At 33.5% G+C, this 17,471-nt stretch carries 18 protein-coding genes; 6 read left to right on the top strand and 12 right to left on the bottom strand.

Annotated elements, in window-relative coordinates; translation table 11 throughout:
• Positions 1 to 3: 3 nt before the first annotated feature.
• Both GBH57_RS12465 and GBH57_RS12460 read right to left on the bottom strand, forming a co-directional pair.
• Positions 4 to 654 (bottom strand): hypothetical protein, encoded by a 651-nt coding sequence (locus GBH57_RS12465; protein WP_151674829.1) that lies wholly within the window; start codon positions 652 to 654, stop codon positions 4 to 6.
• Positions 654 to 2,570: an AHH domain-containing protein gene (locus GBH57_RS12460; RefSeq protein ID WP_151674828.1), complete on the bottom strand. Its 1,917-nt coding sequence runs from the start codon at positions 2,568 to 2,570 to the stop codon at positions 654 to 656. The genes GBH57_RS12465 and GBH57_RS12460 overlap by 1 nt, the downstream gene beginning before the upstream one ends.
• A 429-nt stretch (positions 2,571 to 2,999) precedes the next feature.
• On the opposite strand from GBH57_RS12460, the gene GBH57_RS12455 reads away from it, so the two are divergent.
• Positions 3,000 to 3,896, top strand: coding sequence for a metallophosphoesterase family protein (locus GBH57_RS12455; protein WP_151674827.1), 897 nt, complete (start codon positions 3,000 to 3,002; stop codon positions 3,894 to 3,896).
• Positions 3,897 to 3,944: 48 nt separating this feature from the next.
• On the opposite strand, the gene GBH57_RS12450 is transcribed toward GBH57_RS12455, so the two are convergent.
• The 7 genes from GBH57_RS12450 to trmB all read right to left on the bottom strand — a co-directional run bounded on the left by GBH57_RS12450 (position 3,945) and on the right by trmB (position 8,631).
• The gene (locus GBH57_RS12450) at positions 3,945 to 4,280 is read right to left on the bottom strand and encodes a 2Fe-2S iron-sulfur cluster-binding family protein (protein WP_151674826.1); all 336 of its coding nucleotides are present in this window, start codon (positions 4,278 to 4,280) and stop codon (positions 3,945 to 3,947) included.
• Complete coding sequence (locus GBH57_RS12445; RefSeq protein WP_151674825.1) at positions 4,280 to 5,332, bottom strand: NAD(P)/FAD-dependent oxidoreductase; 1,053 nt, start codon at positions 5,330 to 5,332, stop codon at positions 4,280 to 4,282. The genes GBH57_RS12450 and GBH57_RS12445 overlap by 1 nt, the downstream gene beginning before the upstream one ends.
• 59 nt (positions 5,333 to 5,391) lie before the next feature.
• Positions 5,392 to 5,634: a NifU family protein gene (locus GBH57_RS12440; protein ID WP_151674824.1), complete on the bottom strand. Its 243-nt coding sequence runs from the start codon at positions 5,632 to 5,634 to the stop codon at positions 5,392 to 5,394.
• Between the two features lie 4 nt (positions 5,635 to 5,638).
• Positions 5,639 to 6,775, bottom strand: coding sequence for an Mrp/NBP35 family ATP-binding protein (locus GBH57_RS12435; RefSeq protein ID WP_151674823.1), 1,137 nt, complete (start codon positions 6,773 to 6,775; stop codon positions 5,639 to 5,641).
• 164 nt (positions 6,776 to 6,939) lie between these two features.
• Entirely contained in the window at positions 6,940 to 7,290 is a 351-nt protein-coding gene (locus GBH57_RS12430) for an MGMT family protein (protein WP_151674822.1), read from the bottom strand.
• 2 nt (positions 7,291 to 7,292) lie between these two features.
• On the bottom strand, positions 7,293 to 7,919 hold the full coding sequence (locus GBH57_RS12425) for a lysine transporter LysE (RefSeq protein ID WP_151674821.1): 627 nt from the start codon (positions 7,917 to 7,919) through the stop codon (positions 7,293 to 7,295).
• A gap of 31 nt (positions 7,920 to 7,950) precedes the next feature.
• Positions 7,951 to 8,631: a tRNA (guanosine(46)-N7)-methyltransferase TrmB gene (gene trmB / locus GBH57_RS12420; protein ID WP_151674820.1), complete on the bottom strand. Its 681-nt coding sequence runs from the start codon at positions 8,629 to 8,631 to the stop codon at positions 7,951 to 7,953.
• Positions 8,632 to 8,695: 64 nt separating this feature from the next.
• Between trmB and GBH57_RS12415 the strand changes: the two genes are divergently transcribed.
• Positions 8,696 to 9,757: a glycosyltransferase gene (locus GBH57_RS12415; RefSeq protein WP_151674819.1), complete on the top strand. Its 1,062-nt coding sequence runs from the start codon at positions 8,696 to 8,698 to the stop codon at positions 9,755 to 9,757.
• Here the strand turns inward: GBH57_RS12415 and GBH57_RS12410 are convergent.
• Both GBH57_RS12410 and GBH57_RS12405 read right to left on the bottom strand, forming a co-directional pair.
• Positions 9,731 to 10,774: a sensor histidine kinase gene (locus GBH57_RS12410; RefSeq protein WP_151674818.1), complete on the bottom strand. Its 1,044-nt coding sequence runs from the start codon at positions 10,772 to 10,774 to the stop codon at positions 9,731 to 9,733. The two genes, GBH57_RS12415 and GBH57_RS12410, sit on opposite strands and share 27 nt — an antisense overlap.
• Positions 10,774 to 11,454 carry a response regulator transcription factor gene (locus tag GBH57_RS12405; protein WP_151674817.1) on the bottom strand — a complete coding sequence of 227 codons (681 nt, stop codon included), beginning with the start codon at positions 11,452 to 11,454 and terminating at the stop codon, positions 10,774 to 10,776. Before GBH57_RS12405 ends, GBH57_RS12410 begins: the two co-directional genes overlap by 1 nt.
• Before the next feature lie 199 nt (positions 11,455 to 11,653).
• Between GBH57_RS12405 and GBH57_RS12400 the strand changes: the two genes are divergently transcribed.
• The 4 genes from GBH57_RS12400 to GBH57_RS12385 all read left to right on the top strand — a co-directional run bounded on the left by GBH57_RS12400 (position 11,654) and on the right by GBH57_RS12385 (position 15,957).
• Positions 11,654 to 13,351 (top strand): T9SS type A sorting domain-containing protein, encoded by a 1,698-nt coding sequence (locus GBH57_RS12400; RefSeq protein ID WP_151674816.1) that lies wholly within the window; start codon positions 11,654 to 11,656, stop codon positions 13,349 to 13,351.
• Between the two features lie 89 nt (positions 13,352 to 13,440).
• Positions 13,441 to 14,412 (top strand): long-chain-fatty-acid--protein ligase, encoded by a 972-nt coding sequence (locus GBH57_RS12395; protein ID WP_151674815.1) that lies wholly within the window; start codon positions 13,441 to 13,443, stop codon positions 14,410 to 14,412.
• A complete protein-coding gene (locus GBH57_RS12390; RefSeq protein WP_151674814.1) occupies positions 14,412 to 15,434 on the top strand; it encodes a hypothetical protein in 1,023 nt (340 codons plus the stop codon). Before GBH57_RS12395 ends, GBH57_RS12390 begins: the two co-directional genes overlap by 1 nt.
• Before the next feature lie 7 nt (positions 15,435 to 15,441).
• Entirely contained in the window at positions 15,442 to 15,957 is a 516-nt protein-coding gene (locus tag GBH57_RS12385) for a DUF350 domain-containing protein (RefSeq protein ID WP_151674813.1), read from the top strand.
• Positions 15,958 to 16,159: 202 nt separating this feature from the next.
• Here GBH57_RS12385 and tyrS read toward each other — a convergent pair whose 3' ends face one another.
• Positions 16,160 to 17,458, bottom strand: coding sequence for a tyrosine--tRNA ligase (gene tyrS / locus GBH57_RS12380; RefSeq protein WP_151674887.1), 1,299 nt, complete (start codon positions 17,456 to 17,458; stop codon positions 16,160 to 16,162).
• Positions 17,459 to 17,471 lie beyond the last annotated feature (13 nt).

Raw genomic sequence — 17,471 nt, 5'->3', positions numbered from 1 at the left:
AATTCACAATATTTCTTGAAATGCTATCCCAGACAAGCCATTTTCTTCAATCGTATTTTTTAATTTCTCAGAGACATAATACCCTCCACAAGGAGCATTAATAAACCGAAACATATCTACATCAACATCTTGCAAATTAAAAACTACTTTTGACTCTCTTAGCCATAATTTATTTTCTCTTAATTTTTCTTTTCTAAAAAGATAATCTTCATAATTTTTCACTTCAATTACATTACCCTTATACTTAAAATCTTTAAAACTCCCTACATAAAACTCACTTTGAGCAAAATTGATGTATTTGTGTTGTGCAGTGTCATTAATGATAAATAAATTGTATTTATCAATTAAATTATTATTCTGCCAACTCTGTAATTTCCACTTTTGATATGTGCCGATTTCATATTTTGATAATAATGTTAAAAACGAATCATCTATTACTAAAAACCTAGAAGGTATAGCAGCAACACCAATTAGGTTATTAAGTTTTGCTTTTTTATTTAGTTTAGGTTGTGGTAAAATAAAATTTATTTCTATCCTACCATCAAACGGTATAATATCTTTTTGAATATCACCTACTTCCTTCATACTTTCACAATGAGGATAGTACCCAACTTCATTTAAATTATTACTATTACTTATTTTGTAAAATTTCATTAATTTGGAAATATTATTAAATCTGCAATTTGTCCAGAATTTAAATTTGGGTTTGTCATAATAATATCTCTAATATGATTTGTAAGTCCTTCAATAAAATCATAAGCTTCATCATTGCCTAAATTAGGATATAAATTATCAAATTGATTTAATATCTGTTCAATTTTCGTATTATAAATATTATGTCCTGTCAAATGTAAACTCGAAGGTCTTGGAATTCCATTCAGAGCTTCATTCATATGAAAAGCATTTGGTGAATTAGCAGCCTTTTGAACTAAAGGATGTTCTCTTTTTGCCCAAGTAATTAAATGATGTGCGTGTGTATCTGGTACACCAACTGTACCCAAAACTTGAGCAAGCTTTCTTCTAGATCCAAAATCGATTAGACCATTAGCCTTAACAACCCAAGTAATAATTGTTTGGCTACCATTTAATGTAGATGCTTTAAAAGCATATTTTGAACCAGTAGATATCCATCCAGCCAAAGGTATTGTTGCTGCAAAACTAAGAGATGCATTTACACCATCTCCTTCTATTGTGTAAATTACTCCATTAACAACATCACAAATTTCTCCTAACCCAGGAACCAACCCTCCAATATCTAGGGTCACATGAATTACTTCCTTGGAAGCTTCCCAATAAATACGCCATTCAGACCAATCAGGGTTTTCTGCACTTAAGACTGCACAATAAGCTGAAAAATATGCTCCCCAGATTGGGTTATGTACGGCTAAATCAGTATCCGTATAACCATCAATTAAATTGTAATACGCATTATTATAAGGCCCATCTATTTTATCATTTGACATAACCTTCAACGTCATAAATGCTGCAGCTAAATCTATGTCTTTTTGACTAACATCAATCAAGTTAAGTAGTTGATTTGCAACCAATGCATTTTCTTGAATTACTTGTTCCTCAACAAATGTCAATGAAGTTTCTTTAAGCAATTCGTAACCACTCAATATATCTGCAATATCACCATAAATATTTACAGCAATACCTCCACCTTCAGGTGGACAAGGATCCTCGCCAGAAGTACGTTCACAAGGTTCGATTATTATTGGTCCGGGACAAGGACCTCTTTGTAGCATACTAAGCACATTAGGATCTGAGATACGCTGTATTTGTATTGTAGTAATAATTTCATAAGTACTACAAGTACACCCTGCAGATCCCCATGCATGACCCAAACAAGTACAAACAGCATTACCACCAGAAGTAGGGCTTCCAGCAGCACCCCCACCTGTACTACCACCCCCTCCTGTACTACCACCCCCTCCTGTACTTCCACCTCCACCAGATGAACCCCCTCCACCAACTGTATTATTTCCATCATCTGGTGGACAGGGTTCTCTGTTTATAGTATTTATTAATATCCCATCTTCTAAGTTTGACGTACTTACTAGAGTACCATCGTTTGTATAAAACAATATTTCCCCAGTATAAGTTGTCAGATCAAAAGCCTCACTGTTACTTACAAACCAATCAGGGTTAGGTTTGTAATTTATTATATAAGAATATTGCTGATTATCAATTGTCCTAGCAACAATATAATTAATAATCTGTATCTCGTTATTATGATTAATTGGTGTGGCTTTAAAACTATAACTTATAATATTATCGACATCTATAGTCACTTTAATATTATCAGTATTTATTTCAACAGCTATATTACCTTCAGATCTATTTGAGTTGTCATTTAAAGAAACCTTAAAACTTTGATCTGTTTTATCTTCTATGTAATCTAAAATTTCTGGAATATCTTCTGCGTTCACAACGCTCACTCTCAAGTGTGAATCGTGTTGAGAATCGTTTACAATAGATGTGTTTTCTAATGTAAATCCTTCTTTTTGACAACTAAGTAAAAATAGTGACCAAAAAAGTAAACTAAATAATTTAAATGAGGATTTCATAGCATTACAAATTTAATTAAAGAAATTAAAACGATACATCTATAAACAAGGGAGACTATAAAAATACAAAAAAAATTACTAAATTTCTTTGACTTTACTGAAGAAGGAAGATAAACAGATAGTGATAATCTTAATTTATCGGCAATTAAACTTAAGTAGTTTAAAATAATTAAAAGAATACCCCAATAATTATTTGTAAAAGATCAAATTATGCGAAATATAAAAAAAGCCTTAACAACAACTCCAATAAATAGCTAATGGCTATTAAATCTGAATCTACCTGTAAAATATTTTTAAATGAGGGCTTCAATTAATAATTGAAATTACTTATCAGTATTTAATGTATAATTCACTAAAAACTGTAACATCTCATTAAAATTTCAGAAGAAAAAATTGATTGCAAATTGTATCTTTAACAAAAGATCAAATATGTCCTCGCAATCTCGCATTTCTAATACCTATAAAACCGCAAAGCGTGTTTCATTTAACGACGAGAGCAAATTTGTTATTTTTAGTGATTGTCATCGAGGAGATAATAGTTTTGCGGACGACTTTTCTAACAATCGTAACATCTATTACCACGCATTAAAACACTATTACACCGAAGGTTTTACCTATTGTGAACTTGGTGATGGAGATGAATTATGGGAAAACGATAATTTCCAATCAATACTAGAAGCACATAAAAACATATTCAATTTAATGAAGCTTTTTTATGCGGAAGGAAGACTGCATCGATTACTTGGAAATCATGATATGGTTTATAGGAATCAAAGCTATGTTGAAAAAACACTATACTCCTATTTTGATAAAGTAACCAATACTAACAAACCACTTTTCCCCGGAATCACTTTTTCTGAAGGTTTAATTCTAGAACACGAAACTACAAAGCAAGAGCTCTTTTTACTTCACGGTCACCAAGCAGACTGGATGAACTACAGAGGATGGAAATTTAATAGGTTTATGGTAAGAGCTGTATGGAGGCAAATGCAGATTTTCGGGATTGGAGACCCTACAAGTCCCGCAAAAAACTACAAAGAACTCATAAAGGTTGAGCGCCGAACAAAAAAGTGGATTACAGATAATAAAAATATTTTTACCGTAATTGGACATACACATAGACCAAGGTTTCCTGAACCTGGAGACATCGCATTTTTCAATGATGGAAGTTGTGTTCATCCAAGAAGCATTACAGGTCTTGAGATAGAAAATGGCGCTATTTCGTTAATTAAATGGCACATAACTACCACAGAAGACGGTATACTTAAAGTTAATAAAAGAGTACTTGAGGGACCTCAAAAGTTAATAAAATACAAAACGGAATGAAACCCTTGGCATCATTCCGTTTTTTAATATTTACAACCAGTACTTACTCTATTCCTCAGGAGCTAAAGTTACTTTCAATCCTGCTAATTCTGGAGTAATTGGTAATTGACAACCCAACCTACTATTGTCCTTTACGTGAAACGCTTCTGCAAGCATCGCTTCTTCATCATCTCCCATTTCTGGCAGCTGAGTATCACTTTCCACATAACATTGACAAGAGGCGCACATAGCCATACCTCCACAGATACCTATTGTACCTTCAGGAGCAAGCTCGTATGAACGCACTATTTCCATTAAATTCATATTCATATCAGTAGGCGCTTGCACTTCGTGCTCAACACCTTCTCTGTCTGTGATATGTATTGTAATATCTGGGTTATCCATTATTCTATAGCTTTTACTACGGCTTTTGGCGCTTCTTTTTTGGTTCCATCAAAACCTTCAACACCACCCACTGTAGTATATTTCATTACATAACGTTTATCTGGAAAAATACGTTGATAAGCACTCTGACACATTAACGTCGCCTCGTGAAAACCACAAAGTATTAATTTTAATTTTCCCGGATAGGTATTCACATCACCTATCGCGTAAATTCCTGGAATATTTGTTTGATAATCTAAACTATTATTTACAACTATTGCATTTTTTTCAATCTCAAGACCCCAGTCTGCAATAGGTCCTAATTTAGGCGCTAATCCAAATAGTGGAATAAAGTGATCACAAGTTAGATTAGAAACATCGGCACCTACTTTTACAGAAACACCTTCAACTTTATCCTCCCCATAAACATCAACGACATCGGCAGGAGTAATTAACGTTATTTTTCCGGCGTCTTTCAATTCCTGAACTTTCTCTACAGAATCTAGCGCTCCTCTAAATTCACTTCTTCGGTGAATTAACGTTACACTCTTAGCTACATCTGTTAGAAAAATGGACCAATCTAATGCTGAATCTCCACCACCCGCTATAACTACATCTTTGTCACGATATAATTCTGGGTCCCTAATAATATATTCTACACCTTTATCTTCGTAATCTGCAATTCCTGTAATAGGTGGTTTTCTTGGCTCAAAACTCCCTAATCCACCTGCAATTGCAACTACAGGAGCGTGATGCTTTGTCCCTTTATTTGTAGTCACTACAAAAGTCTCATCTTCTAATTTCTCGATAGTTTGAGCACGTTCCCCTAGAGTAAAGCCAGGTTGAAAAGGTTCAATCTGTTTCATTAGATTATCCACTAAATCACCCGCTAATACTTCAGGAAAAGCTGGTATATCGTATATGGGTTTTTTTGGATAAATTTCACTACACTGTCCGCCAGGTTGGGGAAGAGCGTCAATTAAGTGACATTTCAGTTTTAATAATCCTGCTTCAAATACTGTAAAAAGTCCAGTAGGACCTGCTCCAATAATAAGTATATCAGTTTTAATCATAAAAAATCAAAATTTGAGACAAATGTATTTAAAGTAACAGATACTTTAAATGACAAAAATCATCCTTCCACATTAATTACTGTTTCTATTTGTGGTGCATGTTTTTTTATCGTTAATTCCACACCACTTTTTAAAGTCATCTGGTTAACACTACATCCCACACAAGCACCCTGTAACTGAACACGAACCGTAGTACCGTTTTCAATTGACAACAATGCAATATCACCACCATCACTCTGTAAAAATGGACGGATTTCGTCTAAAGCTATTTCTACTTTTTCAGTTAATTCAGTATCTGTCATAGTATTATTTTACTGCGCTGCAACCAGCCATTGTTGTTATTTTAATAGCTTCAGTTGGAGGTAAAGATTCATTACGCTTTACTGTTTCCTGAACAATATTTTTGGTAATTTCAATAAAAGCCTCTTCAATACTAGTACCTGATTGAAGTGCCGCAGGATGCCCTGCATCTCCAGCTTCTCTAATGCTTTGTATTAAAGGAAGTGCTCCTAAAAATGGTACATTTAAATCTTCAGCTAAATGCATAGCACCTTCTTTACCAAAAATATAATACTTATTATTAGGGAGTTCTGCTGGCGTAAAGTAAGCCATATTCTCAACGATACCTAACACAGGAACATCAATACTTTCTTGTTGAAACATAGCAACCCCTTTTTTAGCATCAGCAAGTGCAACTGTTTGCGGCGTACTTACTACAACAGCACCCGTTATAGGTAATGATTGCATAATACTTAAATGGATATCACCAGTTCCTGGAGGTAAGTCTAACAACATAAAGTCTAACTCTCCCCAATCTGCATCAAATATTAATTGGTTTAATGCTTTTGCAGCCATAGGACCTCTCCATATAACTGCTTGATCTGGCTTTGTGAAAAAACCAATGGAGAGTACCTTTACACCGTAATTTTCAACCGGCTTCATTTTACTTTTTCCATCTACAGTTACAGATAATGGTCGTTCTAAAGCTACATCAAACATAATAGGAATTGATGGTCCGTAAATATCTGCATCTAGGATACCAACTTTGAAACCCATTTTAGATAAGGTAATCGCAAGGTTAGCAGTTACTGTAGATTTACCCACACCTCCTTTTCCAGAGGCGACGGCAACAATATTTTTAATTCCAGGAATTGCTTTTCCTTTAATTAAATTAGGATTAGCCTCTTTCACTGGAGCTTCAACCGAAATATTAACTTGTACTTTAGCATCTTTAAAAACCTGCTCTTGTATCGTTTTAATGATATCTGCTTCTGCACGTTTTTTTATGTGCATTGCTGGAGTTGCAATTTTTAAATCTATTACTACTTCGTCTGCAAAAGTCATTACATTAGTAACAGCTCCACTTTCGACCATATTTTTCCCTTCGCCTGCAATTGAAATTGTAGACAATGCCTGAAGTACATCTTGTTTATTCACGTTCATTATTAAGATTGATTCTAAATGCAAATATACTCCGAAATGTTCAGAATTTAAAGCAGCCTAATCGAAATGATTTATAGCTATATAGAAGTAAAATTTCTTCTGAAATTTTAGAATTATAAATACTTAATAAAAGGGAAAACTATTGACTATATCTTGAAAAAAGACTACAAATTATCACCTAAATACTCTGGTAGTTCAACTTGGGGATCCCAAAAAATTACATCTAGTTGTTGAATTTGATTATCAACAACCTCAACACCTTCACTCTCTAGTAATTGTTGCATTAGGTTTGTACCTTCAAAATGATGCTTTCCTGTAAGCAGACCCTTTTTATTTACAACTCTATGCGCTGGCACATCTTCCATATTATGCGAAGCATTCATTGCCCAGCCCACCATTCGCGCACTTTTAGCAGCACCTAAATATTTAGCAATTGCACCATAACTTGTAACTCTTCCAAATGGAATTTGTATTGCTACAGCATAGACTTTATCGAAAAATCCCATTTCGGCCATGCCTAAAAGTCTTTGAAAATTTTAAAAGCTGTAATAATGGAAATTATTGCAGTAATGGCTCCTATAATATAATTCATATTTACATTAGATTCCTTTGTAGAATCTTTTCTTTTAAAAAACTGAATGTAAATTATCAGCATTGAAAATGTTCCAAGTGCTGAAGCAATTACTGCCGTTAATAACGAATAGGTTTCAAATGAAAACCAACCAAATGCTGAAAATGTAACACTAATATACACCCAATAAGGCAAAGGCAATAAATTGATTGCAGCTATCAACATGCCATTGAAGAAATATCGCTTTTTAGAAGACTGTAACTCTTTTGGCGGCATTCTTCTTGTATCTTTAGCTATGAAAAAGAAATATATTGTAAGGCAAATAAATATCCCTAAAGCAACCTGCTGCAGTGTTTTAATGATATCTGGATTATTATCTAAGTATCGTGCAGCAAGTAATGCTACAAATGTTTGAATAATTACAGTTATACATACGCCAATTGAAAAAAGTAGCGCCTTTTTTCTCCCCTCATTTCTACTAATTTTTGCAGCTGACATATTGAGCAATCCCGGCGGAATCACCCCTATAAAGGCAGCTACAAATCCAATAATAAAATTAAAAAAAATAGACATCTAGTGGGTTCTAGCGTGAAGGTACTAAATTTTAAGCTTTGAACTTAAATCTAATATAAGTAATCTTTTTACCTACTTCTAGATATTGCGACTCATAATAGGTTTGAATCCCTGTTACCTCACTTGGAGCTTCGTCACCTATTCCATACACATCATGATGCGCAAATTCAATAGGTAATTTTAACCCATGAAGTAAGCCTAATGTATAACCGTGCATGAATTCGCTATCTGTTTTAAGATGCATAGTTCCGTCTGGTTTTAATACTTTTTTATATTTAGTCAAAAACTCCTCATTAGTGAGACGGTGTTTTGTACGCTTGTATTTTATCTGTGGATCTGGAAATGTAATCCAGATTTCATCAACCTCATTTTCAGCAAACAAACAATCAACAAGTTCAATTTGTGTACGCAAAAAGCCAGCGTTAGTAATAGCTTCTTCTAATGCTGTTTTAGCTCCTCGCCAAAATCTTGCGCCTTTGATATCTACTCCTAAAAAATTTTTGTCTTTAAACTTTTTTGCAAGATTTACCGTATACTCACCTTTACCACATCCTAATTCTAATACTATAGGATTATCGTTTTTGAAAAAGTTTTTGCGCCAATTGCCTTTTAAATTTAGTAAATCACCAACTGCTTCTTCACGTGTTGGTTGTAGGACATTTGAAAACGTATCGTTCTCTCTAAAGCGCTTTAATTTATTTTTACTACCCAAAATTTAATTTTTTGGTAAAATTAAGGAAATATAGTCTGGCAGCAATTATTAGTACTTTTGTTTTATGATGCAACGCAAAACCATACTTATCGCTCCGCTCAATTGGGGTTTAGGCCATGCAACGCGCTGTATTCCTATAATTAACGAATTAATTATACTTGGTTATAGGGTTATTATTGCTAGTGATGGTGATGCTTTAATGTTACTTAAAAAAGAATTTCCAACGCTTACCGCTTTCGAATTACCTTCTTACAACATAAAATACCCTAAAAAAGGAGAGAATTTAAAATGGAAACTTCTTACTCAGATACCTCATATAGTTAGTAATATTTCGGTCGAAAAAAAAGCAGTGGCACAGATTGTTGAGGCATTTAATATTCAAGGAATAATTAGTGATAATAGATGGGGTGCTCGACATAAAGAAATTCCTTCAGTTTTTCTTACCCATCAATTAAATGTGCTAAGTGGCATCACTTCATCGTTATCAAGTAGCATACACCAACAACTTATTAAAAAATTTGATGAATGTTGGATTCCTGACCATGCAAAATCTGATAACCTAAGTGGCAAATTAGGGCATATTTCAGAAGAAACATTCATCACTAGATACATTGGTCCGTTAAGTAGAATGGTATACGAGAACGTACCAAAGAAGTACGACATTTTAATATTACTTTCTGGTCCAGAACCACAAAGAAGTATTTTAGAAAAAAAACTTTTAAAAGAATTTAAAAACGACCGAAGAACTATTCTAATGGTAAGAGGCGTTGTGGAAACTAAAGAAATTCGAACAACTGTAGGTGCTGTTGAAGTAGTAAACTTCTTAAAAACCGATGATTTAGCTAGAGTTATTAACGAATGTGAGATGGTAGTATGTAGATCAGGTTACACAACAATAATGGATCTTTCGGTAATGAATAAAAAAGCATTTTTCATTCCTACGCCAGGACAATATGAACAAGAATACTTAGCAAAAAGATTAAAAGAACTTGGTCTAGTTCCTTCGTGTAAACAGTCTAAATTTAGCGCAAAAAAACTTGATAAAATCTCAAAATATAAAGGTCTAAAGAATGTACAAACAGAGCAAAATTTTAAAAAATTATTTTGCCTTTTCCAACGTAAATGAGAATTCAGATCCAATCCCGAACTGACTTTCAACATAGATTTTTTCGTTATGAGCTTCTACAATATGCTTAACAATAGCGAGGCCTAAACCACTTCCACCCTCTTTTCGAGAACCACTTTTATCAACGCGATAAAAACGCTCAAACAATCTAGGAATATGTTCTTTTTCAATTCCCTCACCATTATCAGTCACTCTAACAATCACTTTGTTTTTAATTAAATGCTCAACACTCACTTCAATTGTACCATCTTTTTTACCGTATTTAATTGCATTTACAATTAAATTAGTTAGTACTTGCTGCAAACGCTCTTCATCGCCGTAAACTAAAACTTGAGAGGCATATTCTTTGTCAAAAGTTAATACTATATGCTTTTTTGAAGCTTTCATTTCTAAAAGGTCAAAAACATTTTTTATAAGTTTAACAATATCAAAATCTGTTTTATTAAGTGATAACCCACCCACTTCGAGTTTTGTTATCATATCAAGATCTTTGACTATATAAATAAGCCGCTCAACACCTTTTTCAGCTCGTTTTAGATACTTTTTCCGGACTTTTTTATCCTTCATAGCACCATCTAACAAAGTAAGTATATAACCTTGAACAGTAAAAAGTGGCGTTTTTAATTCGTGAGACACATTTCCTATAAATTCCTTTCGATAATTCTCTCTAATTTTTAATGTTTCAATTTCTAACTTCTTATTCTCTGCAAAACGCCCTATCTCTTTGGTAAGGGTTTCCATATCTGTTGAAATCTGTTTTTTAGAAAAAGAGGTAGCTTCTAAAAGAGAAACCTCATCATAGATATCTTTAATTTTCCTGTAAATTAATTTTTCTAATCGAGATTGGATAAAAAGAAAGCATATTAAAAAGCACAAAACAAAGAACAATAGTAAATACAAAACATTAAGAGTTTGCGACATGTAAAAAAAAACACCTAAAACACTAGTAAGTGTCAAGGTGATATACGTTGTCGTAACAGTAGCAAATCGATATTTTGTCCCTAAATTTTCTGTCATTAAACTACAAATTTATAGCCAACACCTTTAATAGTTTTTACTTTTTTATCTCCTATTTTTTCTCGTAATTTTCTAATATGAACATCAATAGTTCTTCCTCCAACTACTACTTCATTTCCCCAAACAGTATCTAAAATTTCTTCTCGTTTAAATACTTTTCCAGGTTTAGAAGTAAGTAAAGACAATAGTTCAAATTCTTTTTTAGGAAGAACAATTTCATCTTTACCCAAAGTAATTTTGTATTCTTCCCTATTGATAACCATGTTCCCTAACTTAACATCTTGACTTTCTTCAGGAGCTTTAAACCTTCTAAGAAGTGACTTAACTTTACTTATAAGCACTTTTGGCTTAATAGGTTTAGTAATATAATCATCTGCACCCGCATCAAAACCTGCTACTTGAGAATAATCTTCACCACGAGCAGTTAAAAATGTAATAACTGTTTCGGATAAATCTGAAATCTCTCTTAGTTTTTCACAAGCCTCAATACCGTCCATTTCTGGCATCATCACATCAAGTATTATTAAATGTGGCTTGTGCTTTTTAGCCTTAGCCAATGCTTGTAATCCATTCTCTGCAGTTACAACTTGATAGCCTTCACTAGACAAATTATACCCTATTATTTCTAGGATATCCGGTTCGTCATCAACTAATAATATGGTAATTTCTTTTTTTTTCATTCTCGCGAAGTCAGTTTTGAAATATAGAACAAAGATACATTATTAAATATCTCAAAAAATTCTCTATAATCTATTAAAAGATCAAAGATACTTAGAATGTTTCCCTCGAATATTAAGCTATCGTTAAATATTAAATCGAATTTTAATGTAAGTCAACCAATTGACTATCTTTGCGGAACAATCAAAACCCATTTTTAAAATGAAAAAAATTACTTTTTTACTAGCTTTATTAACCGCTAGTCTTTCTTTTGGACAAATAGCTATTAATGAGCTTGATGCAGATCAAACTGGTACAGATACTATGGAATTTATTGAACTATCTGCAGCCCCTAACTTTTCTCTTGATGGATACGTAGTTGTTCTATTTAATGGAAGCAATGACTTAAGTTATTCAGATGCAATTGACCTAACTGGATTTTCAACTGATGCTAATGGATTCTTCATTATTGGAGGTGACGCAGTTCCTGGTGTAGATATTGCTTTAGGTGCAGATAACGTAATCCAAAATGGTGCTGATGCAGTTGCTATTTACCAAGCTGCAGCTTCTTCTTTCCCAAGTGGATCAGCTACAACTACAACTGGTTTAATTGACGCTCTTGTTTATGGAACTAATGATGATGACGATCTAGAATTGTTAACTGGTCTTGGAGAAACTGTTCAATACAACGAAGATGCTAACAATAATGGTGCTGACACAGAGTCAATCCAAAGAGCAAGTGACGGTACATATTGTGTAGGACTTCCTACATTAAGAGCTACAAATATTGATTGTGGCTCAGTATGCGATTTAAACTTATTTGTAGTTTCAGTTTCTTGTGATGCTGTAACTTCAGGTGTTGACACTTACACTACTACTTTAGGATTTACAGGTGGTGGAACAGAAACTTATACTATTAACAGTACTGCAGGTACGGTAGGTGGTGATGATCCATCAACAGCAGTAACAGGTGAAATTCTTATTACTGGTGTAAATGAAGGTGTAAACTTTGACTACACAGTTACTAGCACATTATGTGACTTTTCAAACACTATCAACGCTCCTACTTGCGAACCAACTGCAAACGTTGCAACTATAGCAGAATTAAGAGCAGGTGTAATTGGAAATAGCTATGTTTTAACTGGCGAAGCAATTTTAACTTTCCAACAAGCATTTAGATCTCAAAAGTTTATTGAAGATGCTACTGCTGCAATTTTAATTGATGACAATAATGATATTATTACTACTACATACGCTATTGGTGATGGATTAACTGGTATTGCTGGAACATTAGGAGAATTTAACGGAATGATTCAATTTTCTCCATCTGCAGACCCTGGAGCACCTTCAAGTACTGCAAATACAATTACACCTCAAGTGGTAAGTATCGCAACGTTAGCTGCTAATCCTGGTGATTACGAAAGTGAATATGTACAAATTGAACAAGATGTTGTAATTGACAATTCTGCAAATACAAACTGGACTGTTGGTACAGTATTCCCACTTTCAAATGGTGGTGGATCATTTAACTTCCGTACTTCTTTCTTTGATGCAGATTATATTGACCAAGTTGTACCTACAACACAATCTACTATTGCTGGTATTATTACAGAGCGTGAAGATGATGGTGGTTACTACATCACTGCACGCGACGGTCAAGATGCTGATACAATTTTAGGACTTAATGACAATGACCTTTCGGCATTATCAATTTATCCTAACCCTGCGAACGATTTTATCAATATCGGTTCACAAAACGAAGGAGCTATTACAGTTACCGTTTTTAATGTATTAGGAAAGCAAGTTATTGCAACTCAAAACACAAACAGACTAAACATCACTAACCTGACTAGCGGTGTTTACCTTGTTCAATTAACTCAAGGTGATGCTACAACTACTAAAAAATTAGTCGTTAAGTAATTAGTTTTACATGCTATTTTAAAAGGCTTCTGGATTCCAGAAGCCTTTTTTATTATGTATTTTTACTTCACTTTAATTCTAATACACACTTGAAACTAGACCTCAATAAAATAAATTGGAAAACAGATTTTGACTCAACAGCTCTTGCTGTTTTCAATTATCAGTATAACAACGTTTCAGTGTATAAAACATTTTGTGACCATCTAAAAAGAACACCTAAAACGGTTTGTAAAGTTTTAGACATTCCTTTTCTTCCTATCCAGTTTTTTAAAGAAAAAGCACTTATTTCAAAAGAGAAAATTTCAGAAATTATATTTAGCAGTAGCGGAACAACCGGAGCAATTACAAGTAAACATTACGTTGCAGACCTTTCCCTTTATGAAGCTAGTTTCACCACAGCATTCGAACAACAATACGGAGCAATAAGTGACTATTGCATTTTAGCATTGTTACCATCTTACCTTGAAAAAGGTGGATCTAGTCTTGTATATATGGCAGACAAATTAATTAAGGATAGCCACCATCCACAAAGTGGTTTTTTCCTCAATGACCTCAATGCTTTAGCCGAAATTTTAAAAATTCAAGAAGCTGCTGGACAAAAAACATTGTTAATAGGGGTTTCATACGCACTTCTAGATTTAATAGAACACGAAACTTTCAACCTTAACAATACCATTGTCATGGAGACTGGTGGAATGAAAGGACGAAGAAAAGAGCTAATTAAACAGGAACTACACGCAAAATTAAGCAAGGGACTTGGAGTTCAAAATATCCACAGTGAATACGGAATGACTGAGTTGTTATCTCAAGCATACTCTACAGGTCAAGGCATATTCAATTGCCCTCCGTGGATGAAAGTACTTACGCGTGAACCAGAAGACCCACTACAGCTTATTAAAGGCAAAACTGGCGGCATTAATATTATTGACTTAGCTAATGTTTATTCCTGTTCATTTATTGCTACTCAAGATTTAGGAAAAATAGCATCTAACGGAAGTTTTGAAATTATAGGACGCTTTGATAATAGTGATATTAGAGGTTGTAATTTAATGGTATTTTAATGCAACAAGCAACTAATAAAAATAGTGGATGTCTTTGGATTTTTGTGGTGTTTGTTTTCACCATTGTTTCCTTTGCGGTAGTTAAATTTTTTATAGGCTTACCAGATTTTATTAGTTTCATGGTTGCAACTATTGCTTCCATTATTGCGAGTAACTATTTACTTGGCAGACCCACTTGGAAATCATTACTCAGTAATTTTCTTATTATTGGAATACTCATAGCAGGATTAAATTTTATAGGTAGTTTCTTTCTTGAATTCGCCTCCCCTAATCCTTCTTTTTCCGAAGAAGAAACTGTCGCTAATTCATACATCATTGAAAATAACGATACCATCCCTGTTTATACGAGTGTAAGAAACTGGAAAGATAATTACGGTAATCCTTACAAAGGAAATCTAACTGTTAGAAAAAATGATTACCAAGAGTTGCAAGGGTATATGCGTACGTTTACACATAACAATAATGAAACATTTTGGCGCTCAGTGTATGCTAAAATGGACCAAATGGATGCTCCCAAACTCGATTTGATTATGCAGTTATTTAAAGATATTCATTCCGAAAAAAATCTAAATCAAATGCAATTTGCAGATATGGTTGTTTCTTGTATACAAGACATACCTTATTCATTTGTATTTGAAGAAGCCTGCTTAGAGCCTAAATATTATGAAGATGCTATCAAGGATGTATTAGATGATTGTCCTGATTGCTGTATTGGAAATGTTCGTTTTGGAGTTCAAAATCCAGTTTCGTTTATTAAAAATTTAAAAGGCGATTGTGATACACGAACCGTAATAATCTACAGCATATTAAAGCATTTTAATTACGATGTTGCAATTGCAAACAGTGATTTTTACAGACATTCAATCATAGGACTCAATATTCCTTCAACAGGATCATATAAAGAATATAGGGGTAAAAAATACACTCTTTGGGAAACCACAGGTAAATATTTTAAACTTGGCTACCTCCCGCCAAATACAGATGACGTAACTCACTGGAACATCATACTAACAAGTAAATAATAACTAGATGAACACACAATTATTCACCCTTGCGCTATTGGAAATACTATTCTCCATACTCATTACCATATTTATAATTTTTATCTCGTATAAAGTATTAATTAAACTGTTTAAAAAAGGAACAGACGTTCGCGGAAACAATATGGCATTTACCATCTTCACATCTGGTATTATTGTATCTATAGGTTTAATTTTATCTGAAATACTACCATCTATAACTAATGTTATTCGCATATCACTTCAAGAAACTGAAATTGTAGATATCCCAGAATTAATAATGTATTCAGGACTATATTTATTTATTGGTTTTATCATGTCCATATTTATCAATGGAGCAACATTTCTATTATTCTCAATTCTAACCAAAGGAGTTGATGAGTTTAAAGAAATACAAAACAATAACACTTCGGTAGCTATTTTAACTGTGGCAATTTTAGTAAGTATTACACTTATAGTAAAAGATAGCATTTCATTACTAATAAGTGCCTTAGTACCATACCCTAACGTCACTAACTTTCTATAGCCGAAATTTTAATAGTTTAAAATAATGTTAAAGTTAAAGCTAACCTGTAAGAGAACTAATAAATTGCCGTCTATTACCATGTTATGATAAAGGAAAGTTTCTAACTTTCTTTCATTATTGGTTGGTTAGTTAATGTGAAAATCCCCAAGTTTAAGCTTGGGGATTTTTTTTGTTAAAAATATGAATTGAATAGTAGGCACTTTTACTTTACAAGTAATACAAAGTAATTACGTTTACCTCTTTGCAACAAAACAAATTGATTATTTAGTAAATCAGCTTTAGTAATTTTATAATCGTCTTTTACTTTTTCTTTATTAACCGAAATAGAATTTTCTTTCAATGCTCTTCTAGCCTCACCATTAGATTTTAAGAAACCAGTTTTTTCGGCTAAAGCACCAATAATATCCAGACCACCTTCAACGTCAGCCATTGTAACTTCGGCTTGAGGAACACCTTCAAAAACATCTAAAAATGTTTCGGCATCAAGGTTTTTTAAATCTTGCGAAGTTGATTTCCCAAATAATATTTCAGAAGCCGCAATTGCATTATCATAAGCCGCTTCACTATGAACTGTAATAGTAACTTCTTGCGCTAAACGTTTTTGTAATGCTCTTAAATGTGGCGCTTCTTTATGCTCAGCGACTAAAGCCTCAATAGTAGATCTATCTATAAAAGTGAATATTTTAATATACTTTTCAGCATCTTCATCACTTGTATTTAACCAATATTGGTAAAATTTGTACGGCGAAGTACGTTGCGGATCTAACCAAACATTTCCACCTTCACTTTTACCAAACTTAGTCCCGTCACTCTTCGTGATTAATGGACAAGTTAATGCGTATCCTTTTCCACCAGCTACGCGTCTAATAAGTTCCGTTCCTGTAGTGATATTTCCCCATTGATCACTTCCACCCATTTGCAGTGTGCAATCGTTGTTTTTAAATAAATGTAAAAAATCATACCCTTGAACTAGTTGGTATGTAAATTCAGTAAACGACATTCCATCTACATTTTCACCAGTCAATCTGCTTTTCACAGAATCCTTAGCCATCATATAATTTACCGTTAAATGCTTACCTACATCACGAATAAATTCTAAGAATGAAAACTCTTTCATCCAGTCGTAATTATTAACCATGACAGCCTCATTATCCTCTCCCGATGCAAAGTCAAGAAACTGAGATAATTGTACACGTACACACTCTTGATTGTGACGTAATGTTTTTTCATCAAGCAAATTACGCTCATTAGATTTTCCAGATGGATCTCCAATCATTCCTGTTGCTCCTCCTACTAATGCGAAAGGTTTGTGTCCTGCTTTTTGAAAATGAGACAATAACATTATAGGCACTAAGTGACCAATATGAAGCGAATCTGCAGTAGGATCAAAACCTACATATGCACTTCTCATTGCTTCCATAAGGTGTGTTTCAGTTTCTGGCATTACATCATGCACCATTCCACGCCATTGTAACTCTTCAATAAAATTTGAAATTTTCATCATATTTAAATTT

Source organism: Patiriisocius marinus (assembly GCF_008974325.1).
Classification (GTDB): domain Bacteria; phylum Bacteroidota; class Bacteroidia; order Flavobacteriales; family Flavobacteriaceae; genus Patiriisocius; species Patiriisocius marinus.
This window is presented reverse-complemented; position numbering and strand designations above follow the sequence as displayed.

What these genes read in the sequence shown, in the direction of transcription:
- GBH57_RS12465 (WP_151674829.1), bottom strand. Translation starts at nt 654, where the DNA reads ATGAAATTTTACAAAATAAGTAATAGTAATAATTTAAATGAAGTTGGG.
- GBH57_RS12460 (WP_151674828.1), bottom strand. Translation starts at nt 2,570, where the DNA reads ATGAAATCCTCATTTAAATTATTTAGTTTACTTTTTTGGTCACTATTT.
- GBH57_RS12455 (WP_151674827.1), top strand. Translation starts at nt 3,000, where the DNA reads ATGTCCTCGCAATCTCGCATTTCTAATACCTATAAAACCGCAAAGCGT.
- GBH57_RS12450 (WP_151674826.1), bottom strand. Translation starts at nt 4,280, where the DNA reads ATGGATAACCCAGATATTACAATACATATCACAGACAGAGAAGGTGTT.
- GBH57_RS12445 (WP_151674825.1), bottom strand. Translation starts at nt 5,332, where the DNA reads ATGATTAAAACTGATATACTTATTATTGGAGCAGGTCCTACTGGACTT.
- GBH57_RS12440 (WP_151674824.1), bottom strand. Translation starts at nt 5,634, where the DNA reads ATGACAGATACTGAATTAACTGAAAAAGTAGAAATAGCTTTAGACGAA.
- GBH57_RS12435 (WP_151674823.1), bottom strand. Translation starts at nt 6,775, where the DNA reads ATGAACGTGAATAAACAAGATGTACTTCAGGCATTGTCTACAATTTCA.
- GBH57_RS12430 (WP_151674822.1), bottom strand. Translation starts at nt 7,290, where the DNA reads ATGGCCGAAATGGGATTTTTCGATAAAGTCTATGCTGTAGCAATACAA.
- GBH57_RS12425 (WP_151674821.1), bottom strand. Translation starts at nt 7,919, where the DNA reads ATGTCTATTTTTTTTAATTTTATTATTGGATTTGTAGCTGCCTTTATA.
- GBH57_RS12415 (WP_151674819.1), top strand. Translation starts at nt 8,696, where the DNA reads ATGATGCAACGCAAAACCATACTTATCGCTCCGCTCAATTGGGGTTTA.
- GBH57_RS12410 (WP_151674818.1), bottom strand. Translation starts at nt 10,774, where the DNA reads ATGACAGAAAATTTAGGGACAAAATATCGATTTGCTACTGTTACGACA.
- GBH57_RS12405 (WP_151674817.1), bottom strand. Translation starts at nt 11,454, where the DNA reads ATGAAAAAAAAAGAAATTACCATATTATTAGTTGATGACGAACCGGAT.
- GBH57_RS12400 (WP_151674816.1), top strand. Translation starts at nt 11,654, where the DNA reads ATGAAAAAAATTACTTTTTTACTAGCTTTATTAACCGCTAGTCTTTCT.
- GBH57_RS12390 (WP_151674814.1), top strand. Translation starts at nt 14,412, where the DNA reads ATGCAACAAGCAACTAATAAAAATAGTGGATGTCTTTGGATTTTTGTG.
- GBH57_RS12385 (WP_151674813.1), top strand. Translation starts at nt 15,442, where the DNA reads ATGAACACACAATTATTCACCCTTGCGCTATTGGAAATACTATTCTCC.
- tyrS (WP_151674887.1), bottom strand. Translation starts at nt 17,458, where the DNA reads ATGAAAATTTCAAATTTTATTGAAGAGTTACAATGGCGTGGAATGGTG.